This window comes from Schumannella soli, assembly GCF_006517435.1.
GTDB classification, from domain to species: Bacteria; Actinomycetota; Actinomycetes; order Actinomycetales; family Microbacteriaceae; genus Schumannella; species Schumannella soli.
The window spans coordinates 1,094,681-1,115,938 of the sequence record NZ_VHQG01000001.1 but is presented as its reverse complement, the minus strand read 5'-3'; the positions used below and the strand labels follow the sequence as shown (position 1 = coordinate 1,115,938).

At 72.7% G+C, this 21,258-nt stretch carries 18 protein-coding genes; 9 read left to right on the top strand and 9 right to left on the bottom strand.

The window, feature by feature from the left end:
* Nucleotides 1-93 precede the first annotated feature (93 nt).
* Both FJ657_RS04965 and FJ657_RS04960 read left to right on the top strand, forming a co-directional pair.
* Nucleotides 94-990 carry a LysR family transcriptional regulator gene (locus FJ657_RS04965; protein ID WP_141162512.1) on the top strand — a complete coding sequence of 299 codons (897 nt, stop codon included), beginning with the start codon at nucleotides 94-96 and terminating at the stop codon, nucleotides 988-990.
* Between the two features lie 214 nt (nucleotides 991-1,204).
* On the top strand, nucleotides 1,205-1,837 hold the full coding sequence (locus tag FJ657_RS04960) for a hypothetical protein (protein WP_141162511.1): 633 nt from the start codon (nucleotides 1,205-1,207) through the stop codon (nucleotides 1,835-1,837).
* Between the two features lie 160 nt (nucleotides 1,838-1,997).
* Here FJ657_RS04960 and FJ657_RS04955 read toward each other — a convergent pair whose 3' ends face one another.
* From FJ657_RS04955 to aceA, 3 genes are read right to left on the bottom strand one after another with little or no spacing between them, the layout of a single operon-like run.
* Entirely contained in the window at nucleotides 1,998-2,555 is a 558-nt protein-coding gene (locus FJ657_RS04955) for an adenylate kinase family protein (protein ID WP_255447178.1), read from the bottom strand.
* A complete protein-coding gene (gene aceB, locus FJ657_RS04950; RefSeq protein WP_219995862.1) occupies nucleotides 2,555-4,285 on the bottom strand; it encodes a malate synthase A in 1,731 nt (576 codons plus the stop codon). The genes FJ657_RS04955 and aceB overlap by 1 nt, the downstream gene beginning before the upstream one ends.
* 44 nt (nucleotides 4,286-4,329) lie before the next feature.
* Nucleotides 4,330-5,658, bottom strand: coding sequence for an isocitrate lyase (gene aceA, locus FJ657_RS04945; RefSeq protein WP_141162509.1), 1,329 nt, complete (start codon nucleotides 5,656-5,658; stop codon nucleotides 4,330-4,332).
* 160 nt (nucleotides 5,659-5,818) lie between these two features.
* On the opposite strand from aceA, the gene FJ657_RS04940 reads away from it, so the two are divergent.
* The 3 genes from FJ657_RS04940 (at nucleotide 5,819) to FJ657_RS04930 (ending at nucleotide 9,248) form a co-directional block, all read left to right on the top strand.
* Entirely contained in the window at nucleotides 5,819-7,279 is a 1,461-nt protein-coding gene (locus FJ657_RS04940) for a helix-turn-helix domain-containing protein (protein WP_141162508.1), read from the top strand.
* A gap of 524 nt (nucleotides 7,280-7,803) precedes the next feature.
* Nucleotides 7,804-8,892, top strand: a complete 1,089-nt coding sequence (locus FJ657_RS04935) for a hypothetical protein (RefSeq protein WP_141162507.1) — start codon at nucleotides 7,804-7,806, stop codon at nucleotides 8,890-8,892.
* A complete protein-coding gene (locus FJ657_RS04930; protein WP_141162506.1) occupies nucleotides 8,892-9,248 on the top strand; it encodes a GntR family transcriptional regulator in 357 nt (118 codons plus the stop codon). Before FJ657_RS04935 ends, FJ657_RS04930 begins: the two co-directional genes overlap by 1 nt.
* A 163-nt stretch (nucleotides 9,249-9,411) precedes the next feature.
* Here FJ657_RS04930 and FJ657_RS04925 read toward each other — a convergent pair whose 3' ends face one another.
* The 5 genes from FJ657_RS04925 to FJ657_RS04905 all read right to left on the bottom strand — a co-directional run bounded on the left by FJ657_RS04925 (nucleotide 9,412) and on the right by FJ657_RS04905 (nucleotide 16,764).
* The gene (locus FJ657_RS04925) at nucleotides 9,412-13,488 is read right to left on the bottom strand and encodes a bifunctional proline dehydrogenase/L-glutamate gamma-semialdehyde dehydrogenase (protein WP_255447144.1); all 4,077 of its coding nucleotides are present in this window, start codon (nucleotides 13,486-13,488) and stop codon (nucleotides 9,412-9,414) included.
* Between the two features lie 98 nt (nucleotides 13,489-13,586).
* Nucleotides 13,587-14,378, bottom strand: a complete 792-nt coding sequence (locus tag FJ657_RS04920; RefSeq protein ID WP_141162505.1) for an amino acid ABC transporter ATP-binding protein — start codon at nucleotides 14,376-14,378, stop codon at nucleotides 13,587-13,589.
* Nucleotides 14,362-15,024 carry an amino acid ABC transporter permease gene (locus FJ657_RS04915; RefSeq protein WP_141162504.1) on the bottom strand — a complete coding sequence of 221 codons (663 nt, stop codon included), beginning with the start codon at nucleotides 15,022-15,024 and terminating at the stop codon, nucleotides 14,362-14,364. The genes FJ657_RS04920 and FJ657_RS04915 overlap by 17 nt, the downstream gene beginning before the upstream one ends.
* 168 nt (nucleotides 15,025-15,192) lie before the next feature.
* Nucleotides 15,193-16,032 (bottom strand): amino acid ABC transporter substrate-binding protein, encoded by an 840-nt coding sequence (locus tag FJ657_RS04910; protein ID WP_141162503.1) that lies wholly within the window; start codon nucleotides 16,030-16,032, stop codon nucleotides 15,193-15,195.
* Nucleotides 16,033-16,215: 183 nt separating this feature from the next.
* Entirely contained in the window at nucleotides 16,216-16,764 is a 549-nt protein-coding gene (locus FJ657_RS04905) for an acyl-CoA thioesterase (protein ID WP_255447143.1), read from the bottom strand.
* 202 nt (nucleotides 16,765-16,966) lie between these two features.
* Here FJ657_RS04905 and FJ657_RS04900 point away from each other — a divergent pair, with 202 nt between their 5' ends.
* Complete coding sequence (locus FJ657_RS04900; protein WP_141162502.1) at nucleotides 16,967-17,533, top strand: RBBP9/YdeN family alpha/beta hydrolase; 567 nt, start codon at nucleotides 16,967-16,969, stop codon at nucleotides 17,531-17,533.
* 52 nt (nucleotides 17,534-17,585) lie between these two features.
* Here the strand turns inward: FJ657_RS04900 and FJ657_RS04895 are convergent, their stop codons facing one another.
* Entirely contained in the window at nucleotides 17,586-18,581 is a 996-nt protein-coding gene (locus tag FJ657_RS04895) for a DNA-3-methyladenine glycosylase family protein (RefSeq protein WP_255447142.1), read from the bottom strand.
* Nucleotides 18,582-18,721: 140 nt separating this feature from the next.
* On the opposite strand from FJ657_RS04895, the gene FJ657_RS04890 reads away from it, so the two are divergent.
* Genes FJ657_RS04890 through FJ657_RS04880 form a run of 3 tightly spaced genes read left to right on the top strand, consistent with a single transcriptional unit; the run spans nucleotide 18,722 to nucleotide 21,230 of the window.
* Nucleotides 18,722-19,747, top strand: coding sequence for a 6-phosphofructokinase (locus FJ657_RS04890; RefSeq protein WP_141162501.1), 1,026 nt, complete (start codon nucleotides 18,722-18,724; stop codon nucleotides 19,745-19,747).
* Between the two features lie 29 nt (nucleotides 19,748-19,776).
* Nucleotides 19,777-20,832 carry an acrylyl-CoA reductase family protein gene (locus FJ657_RS04885; protein WP_141162500.1) on the top strand — a complete coding sequence of 352 codons (1,056 nt, stop codon included), beginning with the start codon at nucleotides 19,777-19,779 and terminating at the stop codon, nucleotides 20,830-20,832.
* Nucleotides 20,829-21,230 carry a DUF1304 domain-containing protein gene (locus FJ657_RS04880; RefSeq protein WP_141162499.1) on the top strand — a complete coding sequence of 134 codons (402 nt, stop codon included), beginning with the start codon at nucleotides 20,829-20,831 and terminating at the stop codon, nucleotides 21,228-21,230. Before FJ657_RS04885 ends, FJ657_RS04880 begins: the two co-directional genes overlap by 4 nt.
* Nucleotides 21,231-21,258 lie beyond the last annotated feature (28 nt).

The following is a 21,258-nucleotide window of genomic DNA, read 5'->3' as shown; positions in this document are numbered from 1 at the left end:
AGCCAAGATCCTCTCCTCGATTGCGCAAGTCCAACGCTCAGTTCCGATCTGATTCAGCGGCTTCAACGATCAATTGCTGCGAGACTCACCGGCATGGATCGCCGTCAGCTCGAGGTCTTCGCCGCCGTCGCGCGCACCGGCAGCTTCACGCGGGCCGCCGCCGAGCTGCATCTCGTGCAGTCCGCCGTCTCGGCCACCGTCGCCGCCCTCGAGACCGACCTCGGCGAGCGCCTGTTCGAGCGCACGACCCGCCGCGTGCAGCCCACGGCTGCGGGCCGGGCGCTGCTGCCGCACGCGACCGGCATCCTCGACTCGTTCCAGAGCGCGCGGGATGTGGTCGAGGCCGTCGGCGGCGGGCTCTCGGGCACCGTGCGCATCGGCTACATGACCAACGTGACGCTCTTCGACATCCCGGCGCTGCTCGGCCGCTTCACCGCCGACCACCCGGGCGTCGCGCTGCGGCTGACCCCGGCGCCGACCGGCACGGCGGGCCTCGCCGAGGGACTGCTCGCCGGCGACTTCGACGTCGCCTTCCTCTCGGCGACGGCCGCCGATCATCCGCGGCTCGACGTGCACGTGCTCGCCGAGTCGCCGCTCGGGCTCGCGGTGCCGCGCGGGCACGAGCTCGACGGGCGGCGGCGCATCCGCTTCGCCGACACGGTCGGCCTGCGCTCGGTCGACTTCATCCGCGGCTTCGGATCGCGGGAGCTGGTCGAGGTCGAGCTGCGACGCCGTGGCCTGCGGCGCGAGGTGCAGTTCGAGACGAGCGACATGAACGACGTGCTGGCGCTCATCCGCAACGGGCTCGGCGTCGGCTTCGTGCCGCGCTATCTCGTCGACGACGACGCGGCGGTGCACTGGATCGCGCTGCAGGATGCGAGCTTCGCCCTGCGGGTGAGCGTCGCGACGGCACGCGAACGCCCGCTCGGCGCCGCGGCCGCGCGCCTCGCCGAACTGGCGCAGACCTCGGCGCCGACCGTCGGGATCTGAAGGATCGGGCGGCGCGAGGCGCCGATGACGGTGCGGCGGCGGCGCGGGCGCGGGCGCGGCCCAGCCGAGTGCCCGATTCGGTCCGGATGCGCCCGAGTGCGAGGGGGACATCCGCCGACAGACCGCGAAGTCCTCCCCAGGGCTGGGGATTCACGTTGTACGTACATCCGGGTGAGGGTTATCCCGGAGGGGCCGAGAGATAGGGGACTCGACCATGGACGTCACCAACCGCCCAGACGACCGCAGCAAGGCCAGCACGACCGGGGTTCGGGGGAACCACGCCGCGCACCGCACGACCAGCACCGCCAGCACCATCCGCAGCACCGCCGAGAGCGATTCGGGCGCCCTCGTCGAGCACCACGACGCCGTTCGGGATGACGTCGCGCACGACACAGCCGCCTTCGACGGCGCGCTGACCGAGGCCGATCTGGCCTTCCTCGCGGGCGCCGAGATCGGCGCGGCCGTGGCGCAGGGCGCGCAGCGCGCCTCCGCCCCCGCCGTCGACATCGTGGTGCTGCCGCCGGCGCCGCCCGTGCCGCCCGTGCGCTACGGCCACCTGGTGTGGTCGATCCTCGTCGCGGCGCTCGTCTGGTGCTTCGCCTACATCCACGCCTTCGACCCGGGCTGCGCCCCGGATGCGCTCGGCTGCACGACCGGCGCCGCGCCGAGCCTGCTCGACGTGCCCGCCGTCGCGATGGTCGTCGCCAGCGCGATCGGCGCCGGCGCCATCGGGATCGCCCCGTGGAGCCGCCACCGCGGTCTGCGCGCCGTCGTCGCGATCTCGCTCGGCGCGCTCATGCTCGGCGCCGGACTGCTCGCGCTCGGCCAGCTCGGTCAGCTCGGCTGACCCGCCGCGACACAGCGCAGCGCGCCGGCGCGGCGGCGCCGCGGCGCGACCATCACCGCACGCGAACGCGGCCGCCGACCCTCCGGGGGCTCTCCGGATGCGGGTCGACGGCCGCGGTTCAGGATGACACGCGCGCCGGAGCGGGCTGCCGCGCCGGACGTCAGGCCGCGATCGTCGCGTGCTCGCGCAGCGCGTCGGCGGCGCGATCGAAGACCTCGTCGGGGCTGCCCGACGCATCCAGCTCGACGATGGATCCGCGGTAATGCTCCACCAGCTCCGCCTCGTGAGCGGACCAGACGGCCAGCCGAGCGCGCACCGTGTCGGGTGCGTCGTCGGCGCGACCGCGGCTGAGCAGCCGGTCGACCAGCTGGGCCTCGGGGATGCGGAACCGCAGCACCGCGTCCACGCTCGCCGCCCGTCGTTCGAGGAACTCGTCGAGGATGCGCGCCTGCGCGATCGTGCGCGGGTAGCCGTCGAGCACGAAGCCGCCGAGCGAGGCGCGCAGGGCGCCCGTGACGAGCGGAGTGATCAGCTCGTCGGGCACCAGCTCGCCGCGGCCCATGATCTGGGCGAGGTGGGCGCCCATCCCGGTTCCCGTCGACGCCTCCACCCGCAGCAGATCGCCGAGCGCGACGTGCGGAGCGCCGAGGAGGCGCGCGAGGCGCGCCCCCTGGGTGCCCTTGCCCGAGCCCGGGGCTCCGAGCAGCAGCACGCGCATCACGCCGCCGCCTCCGCTCCGACGAGCTCCTCGGCCGACGCCGCGCGCTGCACCGCGGCCGAGTCGGAGGAACGCGGCCCGCGCGCCTCCGGCTCGATGAGGAACTGCGTGTAGGCGGGGATCGTCAGGAACGTCGGGAAGTCGTCGCTCAGCGTGACCTCGCGCACGACCTGCGCGGCCTCGGCCCAGCGCGAGCCGTCCGTCGAGCTGCCCGAGCCGCCCGCCGCCGATGCCGCGGCCTGGTGCTCCGCGAGCGCCGCATCCAGCAGCCCGCTCACGTGCTCCCGCGTCACCCGGGTGCCCTCCGCGGTCACGATGCCCTGGCGGATCCACTGCCACAGCTGCGAGCGGCTGATCTCGGCCGTGGCCGCGTCTTCCATGAGGCCGTCGATCGCCGCGGCGCCGACGCCGCGCAGCCACGACTCGAGGTAACGCAGCGCGATCGACACGTTCGCGGCGACGCCGGCGTCGGTCACGGCCGCGTCGAGCGAGCGCACATCGGTCAGATCGGCGGCGGTCACCCGCACGTCGGGGCGCTGCCGGTCGAGCTGGTTCGGGCGCTCGCCCAGCACCGCATCGAACTCGGCCTGCGCCGTCGCCACGAGGTCGGGATGCGCGACCCAGGTGCCGTCGAAGCCGTCGCCGGCCTCGCGGCGCTTGTCGGCCGCGACCGCGTCGAGCGCACGTGTCGTCGCCTCGGCGTCCCGTCGGTTGGGGATGAAGGCGCTCATGCCGCCGATCGCGTGCGCCCCGCGCCGGTGGCAGGTCGCGACGAGCAGCTCGGTGTAGGCGCGCATGAACGGCACCGTCATCGTGACCTTCGAGCGGTCGGGCAGCGTGAACGTCGCCCCGCGGCCGCGGAAGTTCTTGATGATCGAGAAGATGTAGTCCCAGCGGCCGGCGTTGAGCCCGGCGCAGTGGTCGCGCAGCTCGTAGAGGATCTCCTCCATCTCGAACGCCGCCGTGATCGTCTCGATCAGCACGGTCGCGCGGATCGTGCCGTGCTCGATGCCGAGCTCGCCCTCGGCGAGAGTGAACACGTCATCCCACAGCCGCGCCTCGAGGTGGTTCTCGGTCTTCGCGAGGTAGAAGTAGGGCCCGCGACCCCGGGCGATCAGCTCGGCGGCGTTGTGGAAGAAGTACAGCCCGAAGTCGACGAGCGAGCCGGATGCCGGCGAGGCCTGCCCGGTGCGGTCGATGTAGCGGAGGTGCTTCTCGGCCAGGTGCCAGCCGCGCGGACGCATCACGATCGTCGGCGTCTCCTCGTCGGGGCGCAGCGCGTAGTTCTTGCCCTCGGCCGAGGTGAAGTCGATCTGGCGGCGGATCGCGTCGCGCAGGCTCAGCTGGCCGTTGACCACGTTGAACCAGGTGGGGCTCGTGGCGTCCTCCTGGTCGGCGAGCCAGACCTTCGCGCCCGAGTTGAGCGCGTTGATGGTCATCTTGCGGTCGGTGGGCCCGGTGATCTCGACGCGGCGGTCGTGCAGGCGCGGGCCGGCTCCGGCGACGCGCCAGGTCGGGTCCTCCCGGATCGCCCGGGTCGACTCGAGGAAGCGCAGGTCGCGGCCGTTGTCGATGTCGCTGCGGGTGCGCATCCGCTCGGCCAGGCGCTCGTGGCGGCGGCCGGCGAAGGCGTCGTGCAGCAGGGTCAGGAAGGCCAGGGCCTCCGGGGTCAGGATCTCGTCGAAGCGCTCGTGCTGCGGCCCGAGCACCTCCATGCGCGAGGTGGTCATGATCGTCTCCTTGACGTGATGGATGCGCGGCCGGTGTCGGCGGCTCAGTGGAACTGCGCGGTCTCGGTGGAGCCGACGAGGGCGAGGGTGGCCGAGTCGGGGTTGAGGGCGGTCGACACGCGGTCGAAGTAGCCGGTGCCCACCTCCCGCTGGTGCTTGGTCGCGGTGTACCCGCGAGCCTCGGCTTCGAACTCGGCCTCCTGCAGCTCCACGTACGCGCTCATCTGGCGGTCGCGGTAGCCGGAGGCGAGCTCGAACATCCCGTGGTTGAGGGAGTGGAAGCCGGCCAGGGTGATGAACTGGAAGGCGTAGCCCATCGCCGACAGCTCGCGCTGGAACTTCGCGATGGTGTCGTCGTCGAGGTGGCGCTTCCAGTTGAAGCTGGGCGAGCAGTTGTACGCGAGCTTCTTGCCCGGGAACTCGGCGTGGATGCTCTCGGCGAAGGTGCGCGCGAGCTCGAGGTCGGGCTCGGCCGACTCGACCCAGAGCAGGTCGGCGTAGGGCGCGTAGGCGTGGCCGCGGGCGAGCACCGGTCCGATGCCGTTCTCGACCTCGTAGAAGCCCTCGGCGGTGCGGGTTCCGGTGAGGAACGGACGGTCGCGCTCGTCGTGGTCGCTGGTCAGCAGCGTCGCGGCGAGCGAGTCGGTGCGGGCGATCACGATCGTCGGGGTGCCGGCGACATCGGCCGCGAGGCGGGCCGCGTTGAGGGTGCGGATGTGCTGGCTGGTCGGCACGAGCACCTTGCCGCCCATGTGCCCGCACTTCTTCTCGCTGGCGAGCTGGTCCTCCCAGTGCACGCCGGCGGCGCCGGCCTCGATCATCTGGTGCATGAGCTCGTAGGCGTTGAGCGGGCCGCCGAAGCCGGCCTCGGCGTCGGCGACGATCGGCGCCATCCAGTCGCGCGTCGCATCCGGACCGGTTCCGCCCTGCTCGACCTGCGCGGCCCGCAGCAGCGCGTTGTTGATCCGGCGCACGACCGCGGGAACCGAGTTCGCCGGGTAGAGGCTCTGGTCGGGGTAGGTCTGGCCGCTGAGGTTGGCGTCGGCGGCGACCTGCCAGCCGGAGAGGTAGATGGCCTTGAGCCCGGCGCGCACCTGCTGCACGGCCTGGTTGCCGGTCAGGGCGCCGAGGGCGTAGGTCCACTCCTCCGGGTCGGCGCCGTTGGCCTGGATCTGCTCCCACAGCTTCTCGGCGCCGCGCTGGGCGAGCGTGCGCTGCTCGCGCACCGGGCCGCGCAGCTCGATGACGTCTTCGGCGGAGTAGTCGCGCTGGATGCCGCTCCAGCGCGCATCCGTCTTCCACTGCGTCTCGAGCTCGGCCGCGGTCTGGGTCTGGTCGCCGGGGCGGATGCTGGTGTCGCCGGTGCTGCTCATGGTCGCTTCTCCTTGCTGCCCGGCGTCGGCGCCGGGGTGGTCTGGTGTGCTGCTGACCTCGACTCTGCGACCCGCGCAACCGGTCTTCGCCGCATCCACCGGCAGAAAAAGGATGCGATTTCTGATTGCGAGAAGAAGCCGCCGGTGGCAGGGTCGCGGCATGACCTCGACGACGAGTTCATCGACGCACGATGACGACATGCTCGATTCGCTGACGATCGGCCGCCGCATCCGCGACACCCGCCTCGCGCGCGGGATGACGCTGGAGCAGCTCGCGACCGCGATCGACCGCGCCCCCTCGCAGCTCTCGGTCATCGAGAACGGCAAGCGCGAGCTGCGGCTCGCCGAGCTGCAGCGGCTGGCCCGCGCGCTCGGCGCCTCACTCGACGAGCTGCTCAGTCCCGAGCCGCCGACCCGTCGCGCGGCCCTCGAGATCGCGCTCGAGCGGGCGCAGCGCGGACCGCTGTTCGGCTCGCTCGGGCTCGCCGCGCTGCCGATCCGCAAGTCGCTCAGCGATGCCGCGATCGAGACGATCCTCGGCCTCCACGACGAGCTGCAGCGCGTGCACGAGCAGCGCGCCGCCACCCCCGAGGAGGCGCGGCGGGCCAACGGCGAGCTGCGGGCCGAGCAGCGCAGGCTCGGCAACCACTTCCCCGAGCTGGAGGCGCGCGCCGCCGAGCTGCTCGCGGCCGTCGGGCACGCCGGCGGGCCGCTGTCGCAGCGCACGGCCGGCGAGCTGGCCGCCCACCTCGGCTTCACGCTGCACCATGTGAGCGATCTGCCCGCATCCACCCGCAGCGTCACCGATCTCGAGAACCACCGCATCTACCTCGGCACCCGGCAGAGCGCCGACCCGCGCACGACCCTGCTGCAGGCGCTCGCCGCGCACGTGCTCGGCAAGCCCGAGCCGCGCGACTACGCCGAGCTGCTGCGGCAGCGAGTCGAGACGAACTACCTGGCGGGCGCGCTGCTCATCCCCGAGGCGAGCGCCGTGCCGCTGCTGACCGCGGCGAAGGAGGCGCGCTCCCTCTCGGTCGAGGATCTACGGGATGCCTTCGCCACCAGCTACGAGACGGCTGCGCACCGCTTCACGAACCTCGCGACGCGGCACCTCGGCATCCCCGTGCACTTCCTCAAGGTGCACTCCTCGGGTGCGATCTCGAAGGCCTACGAGAACGACGGCGCCGCCTTCCCGACGGATGCGCTCGGCGCGGTCGAAGGACAGTACGTCTGCCGCTTCTGGAGCGCACGGCAGGTGTTCGACGTCGAGGACCGCTTCAGCCCGTACCACCAGTACACCGACAAGCCGAACGGCACGTACTGGTGCACCTCGAGCATCCAGTCGGGCTCGGCCGGGGCGTTCTCGGTGAGCGTCGGCACGCCCTTCGCGCACGTGAAGTGGTTCCGCGGGCGCGACACGAGCGTGCGCAAGACGAGCGGATGCCCCGACCCGTCGTGCTGCCGCCAGCCGCCGGCGGAGCTCACCTCGCGGTGGGAGTCGAAAGCCTGGCCGAGCGCGCGGCTCAACAGCTCGCTGCTCGCGGCGATGCCGACCGGCACCTTCACGGGCGTCGACACGACCGAGGTCTACCGCTTCCTCGAGTCGCACTCCCCCGCCTGACCGCCGGGGCGGCGGGTCTCCGCGGGGCGGGATGCGCGGGAACGCGTGCGCGGGCGCCCGAGCGAGCTGCCGGGCCGGGGTGTCGGGGTCACCCTGGCTTCTCAGCGCAGCTCGTCGAGCCGGGCGCGCGCCAGGGGCGCGGCCGGTCACGGAGCTCGCGGGATGCTGGGACGTGCACCCCGCGAGTCGCTCGACGTGATCGGAAGGATCTCCGCGGTGCTCGGGCCACCTCGGCTTCCATGCACAAGTATGCAATGTCCTCCTTATGGAGGACACGACCCCCTTCGGGGGGCGATTGCGCACGGTTCTCGCCGAGAATCACTCGCGGAGCGATCAATCCGTGCGCGAAAGGGTGACGAGACGACGGAATCGGTTGTATCGCCACAAAGCCTTGTCGTTGGACTTTTGTAGCAGTACGTTGATACAGACGCGAGACAAACGCTCTCGCGTCGGTCCGGATCCCGCCTCTCCCGCTCGATCCGCATCCCCATCCATCCGCCGTCGATGTCACCACGGAGCCTCCGATGTTCTGGATCCTCGCCTTCTCGATCGCCCTCGCCGTCGCCGGCGTCGTCCTCCTCCTGCGCATCGCCACCGCGACCGGGCGAGCCCGCCGGGCCGACGCGCTCGCCCGCCGCCTCGGCCTCGCGATCCCGCCCCAGCTGCAGGGCGTGATCGAGTCGCGCATCGCCCGCTTCACCCGGGCCAACGCGATCGGGATGCTGCTCGCCGCGATCGTGTCCGCTCCGATCGGCTACGCGATCGCCCGCGCGACCGGCGACGACCTCTGGGCGAGTCGAGGCTTCGGCAACGCGAGCGGCAGCGCCGTCAACATCTGGCCCGGCGCGGGCGCCGCTCTCGTGGTGGTCGGCGTCTTCATCGCGGCCTCCGCGATCACCCTGCGCGACGACACCGGAGACGAGGTGCGTTTCGCGCGCTCCACCGCCGTGGGGCTCGACGATTACATCCCGCGCGCCCAGCTCGTGCTGCTGCGCATCGGGACGATCGGCAGCGGCGTGCTCGCCGCGCTCCTCGCCGCCGTCGCTGTCGCAGCCCCCGCGACGCTGCCCGCGGCGCTGCCGCTGATCGGTACCGGCGCGATCGGCGTCATCGCGCTCATCGTCTTCGAGGTCTTCGGCCGCCGCATCGTCGCCGCACGCCAGCCCTCCGGCTCGCCCGCCGAGCTCGCCTGGAACGACGCGCTGCGGTCCACCCAGCTCACCCAGCTCGCCTCCGCTCCCGGCCTGCTCGGCTACTACTCCCTGCTCGGCTGCGCCTTCGTCGTGCCGCGGATGGTCGAGCTCGGCGGCGCACCCGGCTGGATCGGCGGCGCGATCGGACTGATCGTCGTGGTGCTGATCGCCGCGGTCGGCGTGCTCGTGCTCACTCTCGTCTGGGGTCGCGGCAACCCGCAGACGCACTTCCTGCGACGCCTCTGGCCCGAGGTCGCGGCGCAGAACGCGGCGCTCGCGACGGCGACGACGCTCGCCCAGGCGCGAGTGGATGAGGGGCTCGCGCCCGCGAGCGGGATCGACTCCGAGCCTGGCGCGGCGGCGCTAGGCTCAGGCGCTCCCGTGACCGATTCGGGCGAGCGCAGCGAAGGAGGACGGTGATGTTGGGTATCGACCCGCGATCGGCCGTTCCGCCCTTCGAGCAGCTGCGGGTGCAGCTCATGGCGCAGATCACGTCGGGCGAGCTGACCGCCGGGGCCCGACTGCCCACCGTTCGGCGACTGGCCGAAGATCTCGGTATCGCCCCGAACACCGTCGCCCGCTGCTACCGCGAACTCGAGGCCTCAGGCGTGATCGAGACCCGCGGACGCAACGGCACCGTCGTCGCCTGGTCGCCCGACAGCGCCGACCGCGAGATCGAGCAGGCAGCCCGCGGCTTCGCCGACCGGGTGCGCGCCCTCGGCGGCGACCCGGCGCGCGCCCTCGAACTGGCCCGCGCCGCACTTGGCACCGTCTGACCGCATCCGCGGCTCGACTCGCGTAGCCGAACCCGCGCATCGACCAAGCCTCCACCAGGGCGACCCGCCACCCGGCGACCGATCACCCGGGTTCTGCGGGTCGCCGGTGCGAGTCGCGAGCGGCGGCTCGTGGGTCGCGAGCTCGACCGGACGACGCCGCGAATCAGAGCTGCAGGGCGGCCATGCTCGGAGCGGGGTTGCCGAAGCGGTGGGCCGTGATCGAGACGGCCTGCTCGAGCAGGAAGGGCAGCAGCTCGATGCGTCCGGCGGTCGTCACCGCACCCGACCAGATCGCCACATCGGGCGAGCCGCCGAGCGCCGTGCCGAGCGCGTTCGCGACCGCGGTGCGGGATGCGGGACTCGGCGCAGCGGGACGGGCCGGGCTGCCGACACCAGAACCGGCACCAGCACGCGCGGCGGCGTCGAGCGCGGCGGCGCCGTCGGTCCCGGCGACGAGGCGGATGCGCATCCCCCGCACTTGCTCGACCTGCGCGGCGAGGCGACTCGCGAACGCGGCATCCGTCTCGGCGATCACCTGGTCGACGCGCAGCAGCGGCGCCTCGCCCGTGATGAGCGGACGCAGTCCGCTCGGCAGGGGCACCGCCGAGCTGATCGTGAGACGCGAGCGCGCACGCACGCCGGCGACGATCACGCGCACCGCCTCGGCGAGCGAGCCACCCTCGGCGAGGCGGATGACGACGGGCGTCGGGCGGTAGCGCAGCACATTGCGCTCGACGCCGAGACGGGCCGAATCGCGGGCACCGCCGAACTCGGCGTCCCATGCGGCCTGATCGCTCAGCGCCGCGCGCCGCACGAGCGCGAAGCCGTCGTAGTCGAGACCCGACTGGGCGCCCTCGATCGCGGCGCGGACGCGCTCGTCGAGTCCGTCGAGCGACAGCGAGTCGTCGATGCGGTTGCGGCGCACGGCGGTCGGACCGCCGATCGGCGTCGCGAGGCTCTCGCCGCGGGCGGGCGTCGGCACGTCGCCTTCGCCGAGCGCACCCGCGCCGGCACCAGCACCGGCACCAGCACCAGCACCAGCACCAGCACCAGCACCAGCACCAGCACGCTCGCCATCAGCCGCGCCGGCACCGACGCCGACGCCGGATCGAGCGTCTGAGGCCGCATACGCGGAATCCGCGGCCGGCACGACGCCGCCGCCCGCGCTCCCCCGCGTCAGCCGGCTGTTGACGATCAGAGTCAGCGCACCCGGCTCACGCGAGCCGGGCGTCGCACCCGACGCGCCATCCGCCCCGGCCGCACCGCCGCTCGCCGCGCGACTCGTCGCATCCATTCCTTCGCTGTCGGCACCGTCCGCGCGAGCCGCCGCGCCCGACCCTGCGGCACCACCCGTGCTCGCCGCGGCTCCATCACGGTCCGCCGGCACCCACGACCCCAGCCCCAGCAGCATGTTCGGCCCGCCGGCCTTCGCCCCGGTGCCGACGCGCGAGCGCTTCCAGCCGCCGAAGGGCTGACGCCGCACGATCGCGCCGGTGATGCCGCGGTTCACGTAGAGGTTTCCGGCCTGCACGCCCTCGAGCCAGGCATCCACCTCGGCCGGTTCGAGCGAGTGGATGCCCGCCGTCAGCCCGTAGTCGGTCGCGTTCTGCCAGGCGATCGCCTCGTCGAGCGACGACGCGGCCATGAGCCCGAGCACGGGCCCGAAGTACTCGGTGAGGTGGAACTCGCTGCCGGGCTTCACGCCGGTGCGCACGCCGGGCGACCAGAGGCGGCCCTCGTCATCCAGCTGCTTCGGCTCGACCAGCCACGACTCCCCCGGCGCGAGCGTCGTGAGCGCGCGCTCGAGCTTGCCCGACACCGGCTCGATGACCGGGCCGACCGTCGTCGACGGGTCGGTGGCGGGGCCGACGACGAGGCTGCGCACCGCATCCTCGAGCTGGCGCAGGAACCGCGGCGAGGTCGCGACCGAGCCGACGAGGATGCCGAGCGACGCCGCCGAGCACTTCTGCCCGGCGTGCCCGAAGGCGCTCTTCACGAGGTCGCCGACCGCGAGGTCGAGGTCAGCCGAGGGAGTGACGACGATCGCGTTCTTGCCGCTCGTCTCGGCGACGATCGGCAGGTTGGGCCGCCACGAGCGGAACAGCGCCGCGGTCTCGATCGAGCCGGTGAGGATGACGCGGTCGATCTCGGGGGCGGTCACGAGCGAGCGGCCGAAGCGCTCCTCATCCAGGTCGACGAGGCTCACCAGGTCGCGCGGGATGCCCGCCTCCCAGATCGCCTCGGCGAGCACGGCCCCCGTGCGGCGGGCCTGCGGAGCGGGCTTCAGCACGACCGCGCTGCCGGCGGCGAGCGGCGCGAGCACCGAGCCGGTCGGGATCGCGAGCGGGAAGTTCCACGGCGGCGCCGCGAGCGTCACCACGTCAGGCACGTGCCGGGCTCCGTCGACCGCGCCGAGCTCGCGAGCCCGGGCCGCGTACCAGCGGGCGAAATCGACCGCCTCGCTGACCTCGACATCCGCCTCGGCGATCGTCTTGCCGGTCTCGCTCGCCATGACCTCGATCAGGCGGCCGCGCATCGCGACGAGCACCTCGCCGATGCGCTCGAGGGCGTCGGCGCGGGTGGATGCCGGGGTCGCGCCCCAGCGGTGGCCGGCCGATCGGGCGGCGACGAGCATCTCCTCGAGCTGCTGCGACCCGGTCAGGCGGGCAGCCTCGATCGTGTCGACGCCGAGCCGGGAGTCGCGGGCGCGGGCGAGCACCGAGCGGCCCCAGTCGCGGTTCGCGGCGAGCGCCGGGTCGGTGTCGGCCTCGTTGCGGAACGCCTCGGGCGTCGACGGGATGACGGGGTGCGCCCGGTCCTGCGTCCGGCTCGGGCCGGGCACGGCATCCAGCGTCGGATGCAGCGCCGCGAGCGAGGTGCGGAAGCGGGTCTCCTCCCGCCCGAAGGCCTCGGCCGAGCTGTCGAGCTCGAACACCGAGGCCATGAAGTTCTCGGGCGAGGCGTTCTCCTCGAGGCGGCGCACGAGATAGCTGATCGCCGAGTCGAACTGGCTCGGATCGACGACGGGCGTGTAGAGCAGCAGGTCGCCGACGTCCTGGCGCACGGCCTGCGCCTGCGCGGTCGCCATGCCGAGCAGCATCTCGAAGTCGACGCGGTCGCTCACCCCGCGGCGCTCCGCCAGCAGGTGCGCGAAGGCGACGTCGAAGAGGTTGTGGCCGGCGACGCCGATGCGCACGGCGGCGGTGCGCTCGGGCGTGAGAGCCCAGGCGAGCATCCGCTTGTAGTGGGTGTCGGTGTGCTGCTTCGAGCCCCAGGTGGCCTGCTGCCAGCCGTGGATGCGCGCATCCACCTGCTCCATCGCCAGGTTCGCGCCCTTGACGATGCGCACCTTGATCGGCGCCCCGCCGGCCGCGACGCGGGCCCGCGCCCAGGCGCTCAGCTGCTGCAGCGCGGCGAGCGAGTCGGGCAGGTACGCCTGCAGCACGATGCCCGCCTCGAAGCCCTGCATGCCGGGCTGCTCGAGCAGCCGTGTGAACACGGCGATCGTCAGGTCGAGATCGCGGTACTCCTCCATGTCGAGGTTGATGAACTTCTTCGTCGAACTGCGCAGCGCGGCGCCGTAGAGCGGAGTGAGGCGGTGGACGACGCGGTCGACGGTCTCGTCGAAACCCCACATCGAGAGCTGGCTGGCGACGGCCGAGACCTTGACCGAGACGTAGTCGACGTCGTCGCGGCCGAGCAGGTCGATCGTGCCGGTGAGGCGCGCATCCGCCTCCTTCTCGCCCAGCACGGCCTCGCCGAGCAGGTTGATGTTGAGGCGGGTGCCGTCGGCGCGTAGCTCGTGGATGACCTTGTCGAGCGATTTCGGCGTCGCGTCGATCACGAGGTGCCCGACCATGCCGCGCAGCACCCGGCGCGCGATCGGGATGATCGGCCACGGCAGCAGCGGGGCGAAGGCGCCGCCCACGCTCACGGCGGCGCGCTGATACCAGGGCAGGAACGCGGGGATGTCGCGCGAGAGCGTCTCGAGCTCGCGGCCGGCGACGCGCAGATCCTCGGGACGCACGACCCGGTCGACGAAGCCGAGCGTGAAGCCGAGCCCGTCCGGATCCTTCAGCAGCCCGGCGAGGCGGGCCGCGTGCTTGTCGTTCTTCGGATCGGCGGCAGCGTCACGGCTGGCATCGAGCCAGCGCTGCACGAGGGCGACGACCTCGTCGGCGGTCGGCAGAGCCTGGTTCGCCGGATCGGGGGCGACTCCCTGGGGGGCGGGACTCGACATGGATTCGAGGGTATCCCGCGGGCCCGCGCATCCCCCGGCGCCGGCGTCGCGGAGCGGCGGATGCTCGGCTCGCGGCCAGGCGGGGGGGATGCGGCGGGTCAGTCGAGCGGGCGCAGCAGCCGGTCGAGGAAGGCGCGGGTGCGGGGCTGCCGCGGGTCGCGCAGCAGCTGCTGGGGCGCGCCGCGCTCGACGATCACGCCTCCGTCGAGGAACAGCACCTCATCCGCCACCTCGCGGGCGAAGCCGAGCTCGTGCGTGACGACGACCATGGTCCAGCCCTCCTCGGCGAGCTGCTTCATGATCGTCAGCACGTCGCCCACGATCTCGGGGTCGAGCGCGCTGGTCGGCTCGTCGAAGAGCAGCAGCTTCGGCTTGAGCGCGAGCGCGCGCACGATGCCGACGCGCTGCTGCTGACCGCCCGAGAGCTGGAAGGGGTAGACGTCGCGCTTGTCGCCGAGTCCGACGCGCTCGAGCAGCGAGGTCGCCTCCGCCTCGGCCTCCGCGCGCGGGCGCCCCTGCACGACGATCGGACCCTCGGTCACGTTCTGCAGCACCGTGCGGTGCGGGAACAGGTTGTAGTGCTGGAACACCATCCCCGACGCGTCGCGCAGGGTCTCGCGCTGCCGCTGGCGCTCCTTCTTGGATGCCGGGGCCGCGAAGTCGAGAGCCTCACCCTCCAACTCGATCACACCGGCATCCGGCACCTCGAGCGCGTTCAGCGAGCGCAGCACGGTCGTCTTGCCCGAGCCGGACGGCCCGATCAGCACGAGCACGCGGCCGCGCGGCACGGCCAGGTCGATGCCCTTGAGCACCTCGAGCGACCCGAACGACTTGCGCAGGCCGGTCGTGCGCAGCAGCGGAGCGGAGGCGGACTCAGGCGTGGGCGACATAGCGATCCAGCCTCTTCTCGATGCGGCCCTGCGCGGTCGACAGCACGAGGCAGATGATCCAGTAGATCGCGGCGGCCTCGATGTAGATCAGCATGAACTCGTTGCTGAACGCGGCGATGCGCTGCGCCTCGCGGAACAGCTCCGTCACCAGGATCGTCGCCGCGAGCGAGGTGTCCTTCACGAGGCTGATGAAGGTGTTCGACAGCGGCGGCACCGACACGCGCGCCGCCTGCGGCAGGATCACCCGGCGCAGGGTCGTGACCCGCGACATCCCGACCGTGTACCCGGCCTCCCACTGCCCGGCCGGAACCGACAGGATCGCGGCCCGGATCACCTCGGCCGCGTAGCCGCCCACGTTGATCGACAGGGCGATGATCGCGCTCGGCCACGGCGGCAGCACGACGCCGATCGACGGCAGGCCGTAGAAGATCACGAACAGCTGCACGAGCATCGGGGTGCCGCGCACGATCGAGATGATCAGCCGGGCGAGGGCCGCGAGGGGCACGATGCTCGACATGCGCGCGAGGGCGAGCAGCAGCGCGAGCACGAGTCCCAGCGCGAACGACGCGAGCGAGAGCGGGATCGTGCCGAGCAGCGCGCCGCCCCAGAGCGGGCCGAGGGAGCTGATGACCAGGTTCCAGTCCATGGATGCTCCCTTCGGTTCGCGGCGTCGGTTCGGATGAGTCGTGCCGGGCCGGTGCCGGGGGCAGGGCGCGGCGGTCGAGGTCTCGACGACGGGCCGCCTCGGTCGGCGGTGTGGTCAGACTAACGAGGCCCGGCTCATCCTCTCGGAGAAGCCGGGCCTCGCGGGGCCTTACTTGCTGATGTCCTGCCCGAAGTACTTCTCGCCGAGCTTCGCGAGCGTGCCGTCGGCGGCCAGCTCGGCCAGCGCCTTGTCGATCGCGGCGGTCAGGGTGTCGCTGCCCTTGCGCAGCGTGATCGCGCTCTTCGAGACGTCGTCGGTGTCGGCGGCGATCTTCAGCCCATCCGTCTCGCCGTTCTTCTTCGCGTCGAGGAAGGTCAGCTTGTCGTTGACGGTCGCGTCGACGCGGCTCTGCTTGAGCAGCTCGAGCGCCTGGGCCCAGCCCTCGACCTGCTCGACGTTCGCGCCGGCATCCTGGGCGACCTGGTACCAGTTGCTCGTCAGCGACTGCGCGGTCGTCTTGCCCTTGAGGTCGGCGAGGCCGGTGATGTCGCTGTCGCTGCGCACGATGACCGCGCCGGGCGACACCGAGTAGGGCGTGCTGAAGTCGTACTTCTTCTCGCGCTCGGCGTTGACCGAGATCTGGTTCGCGATCACGTCGAAGCGGCCCGCACCCAGTCCGGCGAAGATCGCGTCGAACTGGGTCTCCTGGAACTTCGCCTTCACGCCGAGCTTCTTCGCGACCGCCGTGGCGACCTCGACGTCGTAGCCGGTCAGCGGGCCCGATCCGCTCTCGTGGTAGCTGAAGGGACGGTAGGTGCCCTCGGTGGCGATGACCAGCTCGCCGGCCTTCTGCACCTGCTCGAGCGAGCGGCCCGCCTTCGGCGAGGCGGAGGCGCCGGCGCTGTCGCCGCCCGAGCCGGATCCGGCGGTCGAGCAGCCCGCGAGCAGCAGGGCGGCGGTCGCCGTGGCGGCGACGAGCAGGTGGCGGACGCGGATGCGGGTGCGCATGGGGAACTCCGGAGATCGTGGATGCGCTCGGACCCTGAACCCGGACGGCCGGGGCGAGCGCGGTGTGGTGTGACGGCCGGCTTCGTGCTGTGCGCCGACCTCCGGAGGGTAACCACCGGCGGGTGATCAGGCATTCCCTGTGACGCCGGGTTACTCGCCGGCGAGCATCCTCTCGTCGGCGGGTCAGGCCCAGACGCTCGGTGCGGGGCGGCGGTTCGACGGCAGCGCCGTGTCGGCCGCCCAGCGGATCGCCCACTCGGGGGCGGGCAGGCTGTGCACGTCCTCGCCGAGAGCCGCGCCCAGCTCATCCATGCTGACCGTGCCGCCGGTGCGCTTGAGGAAGCGCGCCCGCACGACCGCCTGCGCGCAGATCTCGCCATCCACGACGAAGCGCTGCTCGCAGTAGACGCTGCGGTCGTCGAAGCCGATCAGCTTCGTCTCGAGATCGAACAGCTGCCACGGCTTGAGCGAGCGGCGGTAGGTGATGGTCTGCGCGCCGACGACCGGGTAGATGCCGGCCTTCATGAGCGCCGGCCACAGGCCCGAGCGCAGGTTCAGGTCGTAGCGGCCGAGATCCATGATCGTCAGGTAGACGCCGTTGTTCATGTGCCCGAGCTGGTCGAGGTCGCGCGGCCAGACGCGCATCCGGATGCGCCCCACATCGAACGCGGTCAGTCGGGAGCGACGCTTCATCGTGAGCCGCAGACGCAGCAGCCGGAACCACAGATTCACCCGGCGACGGTATCCCCTCCACGACGGATCGGCGATCCCGTTGTCGATCCGCGACAAGGGCGAGGTGGATGCGCGCGGCCTGGTGCGCGGGAGCGGCCAGACGCGAGGGCAGGCGCGGAGCGCGCGGAGGCACGGAACAGGGAGATGACGCGCGGCGACGCGGTGCGGGCACGCGGGTGGCGGGCGTCGCTAGCGTCGAGGGGTGACCTTCCCCGAGCGCATCGTCATCGTCCACGGCTACCAGGCGCACCCCGGCGCCCACTGGTTCCCCTGGCTCGCGGAGCGGGCGGCGCAGCTCGGCGGCCGCGTCGACGTGGTCGCGCTGCCCGACTCGCAGAACCCGGTGCGCGCCGCGTGGGAAGCGGCGGTCGCCGACACGATCGGCGCCGTCGACGAGGGCACCTGGGTCATCGGCCACAGCCTCGGCTCGATCACCGCCCTGCGCTGGGCTGCGAGCCTGCCCGGCGATGCGCGCCTCGGCGGCATCCTGCTCGTCGCGGGCTTCGGCGAGCAGCTCCACACGATCCCCGAGCTCGACGACTACCTCGCCGAGGCGCCGACGGATGCCGACATCGCCCGCATCCGCGAGGTCGCCGGAGCGATCCGCAGCATCCACTCCGACGACGACGCGATCGTGCCGCCGCCCTACAGCGAGCGCATCGCCGCGCGCCTCGGCGTGGAGTCGATCGTGGTGCCCGGCGGCGGCCACTTCCTCGATCGCGAGGGCTGGCTCGAAGCGCCCGAGGTGCTCGCGGCGCTGCACGTCTGACCGCGACGCGGCCGCCGCCGGCCGTCGCGCCCCGATCGGGATCGGCCCTCGTTCAGCGGGCGCGGTGGTCGGGGATCGTGAGGCGCGGTCCGCGGCGCTCGTAGCCGATGCCGGATCCCTCGATGAGACGCACGACGCGCTGCCGGTGGCCGCGCCACGGCTCGAGCAGTTCGCGCATCCCGTCGTCGTCGACGCGCGCGCCGGTGAGCGCCCAGCCGACGTTCTTGCAGGTGTGGAAGTCGCCGAAGCTCACCGCGTCGGGGGCGCCGTGACTGCGCTGCACCGTCTCGGCGGTCGTCCACACGCCGATGCCCGCAACCGTGCGCAGCCGGCGCTGCGCCTCGGCGACGGGCTGGTCGCCGCCGCGCTCGAGCCCGGCCGCGACAGCGAGCGCCCGCTGGATCGTGTCGCGACGCTGCGGGGTGACGCCGGCGCGATGCCACTCCCACGACGGGATGCGACGCCACGCCGCGACGGTCGGCAGCACGTGCATGCCGCGCGGCGCCGGACCCGGAGCGGCCTCGCCGTGCCGGGCGACGAGCGTGCGCCACGAGCGCGACGCCTCCTGCCCGGTCACCTTCTGGAAGAAGACCGCGGGCAGCAGCGCCGCCATGATCTGACCGGTGCGCGCGAGTCGCAGCCCCGGTGCACGTCGGTGCAGCTCGGCGATCAGCGGATGCCGCTCGGCGTCGAAGCCGTCGAGGTCGTCATCCGCGCCCAGCAGCGACGGAACCCGCTCGATCGCCCACGCGGCGCCGGGACCCCAGGCGTCGGCGTGCACGGTCGCGGCGGCGGCATCCACCCGCAGGCGGAGGGTCGCGGGGGCGCCGGCGTCGGCCATCGGAGCCGTGGCTCGCTCCGCGGGCGCGCGGAACACGAGCCAGTGCGCCTCGCCTTCCCGCCGCGACGCAGGGTCGCTGCCGAACTGGGCGATCGTGCCGAGCGTGCGCCGCAGATCGATCGGATGCGGCGGGGCGTACCGCGTCGAGAGCGGAACCGCGGATGCGGGCGTGGGTGTGGGCGCACCCGGCACCTCGACGGCGCTCACGCGACCCGCCCCATCCACTCGCTCACGCGGCGACCCTAACCCCGCCCGCCGACGCCGGCCGCGACCCTGCCGGCCCGCGCCGCCCGCAACCACCCGCCCCCGGAATCGCACGAACGTGCACGAGACGGCAGGATGTACCCGTGAGCATCGGCATCCTGACCAGCGGCGGCGACTGCCCCGGCCTCAACGCGGTCATCCGCGGCGCTGTCCTCAAGGGGATCACCCAGCACGACCTCGAGTTCGTCGGCTTCAAGAACGGCTGGAAGGGCGTCGTCGACGGCGACACCGTCCCCCTCGGCCGCCCCCAGGTGATGGGCATCTCGAAGCAGGGAGGCACCATCATCGGCACCTCGCGCACGAACCCCTTCGAGGGCGACGGCGGCCCCGAGAACATCGCCGCGATGATGGCCGACCAGGGCATCGACTCGCTCATCGCGATCGGCGGCGAGGGCACCCTGGCCGCGGCGAAGCGGCTGACGGATGCCGGCATCAACATCGTGGGTGTGCCCAAGACGGTCGACAACGACCTCAGCGCCACCGACTACACCTTCGGCTTCGACACCGCCGTGCAGATCGCGACCGAGGCGATGGACCGTCTGCGCACGACCGGCGACTCGCACGGGCGCTGCATGGTCGCCGAGGTCATGGGCCGTCACGTCGGCTGGATCGCCCTGCACTCGGGCATGGCCGCGGGCGCGCACGCGATCCTCATCCCCGAGCGCAAGACGAGCATGGACGAGATCACCGAGTGGGTGCGCGCCGCCGCCGACCGCGGCCGCGCGCCGCTGATCGTCGTCGCCGAGGGCTTCAAGCTCGACAGCATGGATGACGCGCACTCCGAGCGCGGACTCGACGCCTTCGGCCGCCCGCGCCTGGGCGGCATCGGCGACATCCTCGCCCCCGAGATAGAGGCCCGTACCGGCATCGAGACCCGCTCGACGACGCTGGGCCACATCCAGCGCGGAGGGACGCCCTCGGCGTACGACCGCGTGCTCGCGACCCGCTACGGCATGGCGGCGGTGGATGCGGTGCTCGAGCAGCGCTGGGGCCGCATGGTGGCGCTGCGCGGCACCCAGATCGTGCACGTGCCCTTCGAGGATGCGCTCGGCCGTCTCAAGACGGTGCCGCAGTCGCGCTACGACGAGGCCGCCGTCCTCTTCGGCTGAGCGGCGCCGGCGCGCGTAGGGTCGGGCGCATGGTGCGCGCGATCCAGGTGACCAAGGCCGGCCGTAGCGGCGAGGACGTCGGCGACCCCGCCGGACCCCGATTCGTCGAGCTGAGCGACGACGAGCTGGGCGAGGGCGACACCCTCGTCGAAGTGCTCTTCTCGAGCCTCAACTTCAAAGACGGTCTCGCGCTCGCCGGCAACCCCGGCGTCGTGCGCGTGTCGCCTCTCGTGCCCGGGATCGACGTCGTCGGCCGGGTGCTCGAGTCGGCGGATGCGCGCCTCGCTCCCGGCACGGAGGTCGTGCTGACGGGGGCTGGTCTCGGCGAGACCCGCAACGGTGGGTACGCGGAACGCGCCCTCATCGACGGCTCGCTCGCCGTGCCGATCCCGGCGGCGTTCGCACCGCAGGCCGCCCGCCGCGCGGCCGCGATCGGCACCGCCGGTTTCACCGCGGCGCAGGCGGTGCTCGCGCTCGAGGATCGCGGAATCCCCGACGGACCCGTCGCCGTGACCGGGGCGAGCGGAGGCGCCGGCTCGATCGCGGTCGCGCTGCTGGCCGCCGCCGGCCGCGAGGTCGTCGCCGTCACCGGCAGTCCGGATGCGCACGACTGGCTGCGCGAGCTCGGCGCCACGGACTTCGTCGACCGGTCCGAGCTCGCCGAGGCGGGCAAGCCGCTGCAGAAGGAGCGCTGGGCCGGTGCGGTCGACGGCGTGGGCGGAGCGACACTGCACAACCTGCTCGCGCAGACCCGGCACGGCGGCGCCGTGGCCGCCTACGGCCTCGTGCAGAGCGCCGAGCTGCAGACGAGCGTGCACCCCTTCATCCTGCGCGGCGTCGGCCTGCTCGGCATCAACTCGGTCGAGGCGGGCGCCGCCGAGCGCGCCCGGGTCTGGGATCGCCTCGCGCGCGACCTCGATCCGGCGCTGATCGACGGGCTGACGACCGAGATCACGCTCGACGAGGTCGTGGATGCGGGCGGGCGCATCCTCGCCGGGGGCACGCGCGGGCGTACGGTGGTCGCCGTGAACGCCACCACCGCATCCCCGACGACGTCCGCAACCGAGAGCGGAGCGGACGCGTGACCGGCCTGCTCGTCGCCAGCGCGGCGTTCGCGGGGATCGCGGCGCTCATCCACGTCTACATCTTCTTCCTCGAGAGCGTCGCCTGGTCGGGCGAGAAGACGTGGCGGCTGTTCGGCCTCGGCAGCCAGGCGGAAGCCGACACGGTCAAGCCGATGGCGTTCAATCAAGGCTTCTACAACCTGTTCCTCGCGATCGGCGTCGGCGTCGGCCTGGTGCTGATCATGTCGAGCTCGGCCGCGCAGGCGGGCTTCGGCGTGCTGATCGCCGCGCTCGCGAGCATGGTGCTCGCGGCGGTCGTGCTGATCACCTCGAACCCGAAGCTGGCCAGATCGGCGGCGATCCAGGGGGTCGCGCCGCTGATCGCCCTCGCGCTCGCGCTGATCGCGATCATTCCCTGACGCACAGATCCGTCGAGCAAGGGCGCTT

Bases quoted from the DNA above. Each gene is read 5' to 3' on its own strand.
- FJ657_RS04915 (WP_141162504.1), bottom strand. From the start codon at position 15,024: ATGGACTGGAACCTGGTCATCAGCTCCCTCGGCCCGCTCTGGGGCGGC.
- FJ657_RS04910 (WP_141162503.1), bottom strand. From the start codon at position 16,032: ATGCGCACCCGCATCCGCGTCCGCCACCTGCTCGTCGCCGCCACGGCG.
- FJ657_RS04955 (WP_255447178.1), bottom strand. From the start codon at position 2,555: ATGCGCGTGCTGCTGCTCGGAGCCCCGGGCTCGGGCAAGGGCACCCAG.
- FJ657_RS04930 (WP_141162506.1), top strand. From the start codon at position 8,892: ATGTTGGGTATCGACCCGCGATCGGCCGTTCCGCCCTTCGAGCAGCTG.
- FJ657_RS04940 (WP_141162508.1), top strand. From the start codon at position 5,819: ATGACCTCGACGACGAGTTCATCGACGCACGATGACGACATGCTCGAT.
- aceB (WP_219995862.1), bottom strand. From the start codon at position 4,285: ATGACCACCTCGCGCATGGAGGTGCTCGGGCCGCAGCACGAGCGCTTC.
- FJ657_RS04935 (WP_141162507.1), top strand. From the start codon at position 7,804: ATGTTCTGGATCCTCGCCTTCTCGATCGCCCTCGCCGTCGCCGGCGTC.
- FJ657_RS04960 (WP_141162511.1), top strand. From the start codon at position 1,205: ATGGACGTCACCAACCGCCCAGACGACCGCAGCAAGGCCAGCACGACC.
- aceA (WP_141162509.1), bottom strand. From the start codon at position 5,658: ATGAGCAGCACCGGCGACACCAGCATCCGCCCCGGCGACCAGACCCAG.
- FJ657_RS04925 (WP_255447144.1), bottom strand. From the start codon at position 13,488: ATGTCGAGTCCCGCCCCCCAGGGAGTCGCCCCCGATCCGGCGAACCAG.
- FJ657_RS04920 (WP_141162505.1), bottom strand. From the start codon at position 14,378: ATGTCGCCCACGCCTGAGTCCGCCTCCGCTCCGCTGCTGCGCACGACC.
- FJ657_RS04965 (WP_141162512.1), top strand. From the start codon at position 94: ATGGATCGCCGTCAGCTCGAGGTCTTCGCCGCCGTCGCGCGCACCGGC.
- FJ657_RS04885 (WP_141162500.1), top strand. From the start codon at position 19,777: ATGGTGCGCGCGATCCAGGTGACCAAGGCCGGCCGTAGCGGCGAGGAC.